Genomic DNA, 3,104 nt, shown 5'->3' with positions numbered 1-3,104 from the left:
CCTTCTGCAGAAGACCGGACCGGCGCTCGAAACCAACGAAACAGCAAACCAATGAACGGGGTCAGTTCTTCACTTCGCCAAAGGGGTCAAATCCTCGATTCGCTTGACAATTCTATTGGCGGTAGAGCGCCTGGGTCCCTCGCTCAGCACAGAGGTATTGAACGTCTCAATTTTTCGCCGATATCAGACTGACGGCTTCTAGGCTGGGAATGTCAGAAGCGTACCTATAAACGCCCGTTTGCATCAACGGTAACCGCTTGTTTTCTGGAGTTCGCAAAGCTCCGCTGGAAGCAGGCCATTTGGTACCATTGGCGGACGAGCGGTTTCTTCCGCTATCATTACACGTAGGCTCTTCCTCCAAGGAGGCCCGGTCCGATCCGTTCATGAGATCGACCTGTCGCACGATCTTCCGCTGCGATATTATCCGGCAATGAAGCTCAGTCAGAGCATCCAGTTCTGCATGTCCGCCGACGGCGCCCGCATCGCCGTCGCGTCGTGCGGAACGGGACCGGTGATCCTGCGGGCGGCGCACTGGCTGAGCCATGTCGACTACGATCTCGAAAGCCCCATCTGGCGGCCGTGGCTGCAGGCGCTTTCCGCCCACAACCGCTTCGTGCGCTACGATCCTCGCGGCTGTGGACTGTCGGACCGGCATGTCGCCGACCTGTCCATCGAGGCTTGGCACGCGGACATGGACGCGGTGGCTGAATCGATTGAGGAACCTCGCTTCATCCTTCTCGGGCTTTCACAGGGCGGCGCTCTGGCCATCTCCTATGCGCTGAGGCATCCCGAGCGCGTATCGCATCTGGTGCTCTTGAATGCCTACGGTCGAGGCGGCCGGGTTCGAGCGACGACGGAGGCTGAGCTGCTGGAGGCAGAGACACTCGTCAACTTCGTCCGCATCGGTTGGGGGCGCGACAATCCGGCGTTCTGCCAGTTCTTCACCAACCTGTTCATACCGGAGGGGACGCCTGAGCAGCACCGCTGGTGGGGCGATCTCGAGAAGGTTACGGCAACCGCCGACGTTGCCGCGCAACTGCTTTGGAATATGCAGGGGATCGATGTGCTGGATATTGCGGCGGAGATCCGCATTCCGACCCTGATCGCACACAGCGACGGCGACATGCGCGTGCCGTTCGACGAAGGCTGCAGACTTGCGGCTGCAATCTCGGGCGCCCGTTTCGTGCGGCTCGAGAGCAGGAACCATGTGCTCCTGCCGGACGAGCCGGCCTGGGCGGTGTTCCAGTCCGAACTCGCGACGTTTCTCGGGCAGGATCGACGCGAGCAGCCGCGCGCCATCCGTGAGGCCGGCCTGACACTCGCAGAGCAGACCCTGTTGGAATTCGTCGCCAAAGGCCTCGACAACCGCGCCATTGCGCAACGTCTTGGCAAAAGCGTGAAGACCGTACGCAACCAGTTATCGACGATTTTCAGCAAGCTCGGCGTGCACAGCCGGTCGCAGGCGATCGTCATGGCCCTGTCCGGCACAGAGCAGTCCGAGGCCGACTGACGGCACCGTGCCTGCACGCGGGACATCTGTCTCCTCGACAATTCCGATTTCTTCGCCGACATGGGACCGCCGCCTCATGTGGGCGGCCGTGACTGGTCTCATCCTCGAATTGACGGTGCGGCTGACGCCGGCCGGAAACAAGGAGGAACCCCGACATGGCACTCTTCGACGAGACGAAACTCAATGAGTTGGTCGGCCGCGTACTTGGAGACCTCGGCGGCGCGGTCAGCGTGCCGCTGGTGCGGATCGGCGATACCCTCGGCCTGTATGACGCCCTCAACCGGATCGGACCGGTAACGGCCGATGACCTTGCCGCGGCAGCGGGCTGTGCGCCCCGCTACGTGCGCGAATGGCTGGCCGCCCAGTCGGCCTCGGGCTACGTTCACCATGAGCAAGGCCGCTTTTCGTTGACGCCCGAACAGGCGCTGGTTTTCGCCGAGACCGACAGCCCGGTCAATCTGATCGGCGCCTTCGACACTGCCGCTGCAATGGTCGAGAACCAGCCGAAGGTGCAGTCGGCGTTCAAGACCGGCAAGGGTGTCGCCTGGGGCGATCAGGCCGGCTGCATGTTCTGCGCTGTGGCGCGTCTGTTCCGCCCCGGTTACGTCAACGCGCTCGTCCAGGAGTGGCTGCCGGCGCTCGACGGGGTGGTCGACAGGCTGAAGACCGGTGCGAAGGTCGCCGATGTCGGCTGCGGGCACGGCCTGTCGACGATCCTGATGGCGCAGGCGTTCCCCAGGTCGCGCTTCACCGGATACGATTTCCATCCGGCCTCGATCGCGGCGGCGACCGCGCACGCAAGGGCGCACGCAGTAACGAATGTGAACTTCGAGATCGGCAAGGCGCAGGACTTCACCGGCCGCGACTTCGATCTGGTCACCTGCTTCGATTGCCTGCACGACATGGGCGACCCCGAGGCGGCAGCGGCGCATATCAGGCAGGCGCTGAAGGGCGACGGCACCTGGATGGTGGTCGAGCCGATGGCCGGCGATGCGCTGGAGGACAACATCAACCCGGTCGGACGGCTCTACTACTCGGCCTCGACCATGATCTGCGTGCCCACCTCGCTGGCCCAGGAGACCGGGTTGGCGCTGGGCGCCCAAGCAGGCGAGAAACGGCTTGCCGAGGTAATCCGCTCCGGCGGTTTCACAAAGGTTCGAAGGGCCGCCCAGACACCGCTCAACATGGTGCTCGAAGCGACCTGACGGCAGAGATGGCGCCCTCGTTCGAATCTATCCAGCGCGGGCGCCATCCCGGTTCTGCCGTCTGATCTCCCCCGAATGCGGCCACCGTGACATCGCGCTGAGTTGCGAGGCGGTTAGGGGGCCGACAACGGACTGGCAGCTTTCGGAGGGAAGTTACCGATAAGCAGTCATTCCGGTAAGTCCTCTTTGTAGGCATTAAAGCCAGGATCGCCCCTCATATAGCCGCTCCGCCTCCAGCTTATTTAACGATGGCCATGCGGTTAAATCCGTGGGTTAACATGTTCTACGCTGGCGCCTGTTCCTTCTTGTTTTGCCTGTTGGCGATGAGGTCGTCGACGACGGTGGGGTCGGCCAGGGTCGAGGTGTCGCCAAGCGCGCTGAACTCGTCT

General features: G+C 62.8%; 2 protein-coding genes. Both read left to right on the top strand.

The genetic code is table 11. The annotated features are described in order from the left end of the window. The first annotated feature begins 430 nt into the window (after positions 1-430). Positions 431-1,510 carry an alpha/beta fold hydrolase gene (locus tag ASD64_RS14190; RefSeq protein WP_056106091.1) on the top strand — a complete coding sequence of 360 codons (1,080 nt, stop codon included), beginning with the start codon at positions 431-433 and terminating at the stop codon, positions 1,508-1,510. Between the two features lie 155 nt (positions 1,511-1,665). Next, entirely contained in the window at positions 1,666-2,715 is a 1,050-nt protein-coding gene (locus ASD64_RS14185; protein ID WP_056106089.1) for a class I SAM-dependent methyltransferase, read from the top strand. The last annotated feature ends 389 nt before the right edge of the window (positions 2,716-3,104 follow it).

It is taken from the genome of Mesorhizobium sp. Root157 (genome assembly GCF_001427385.1).
Classification (GTDB): Bacteria; Pseudomonadota; Alphaproteobacteria; order Rhizobiales; family Rhizobiaceae; genus Mesorhizobium.
This window is presented reverse-complemented; position numbering and strand designations above follow the sequence as displayed.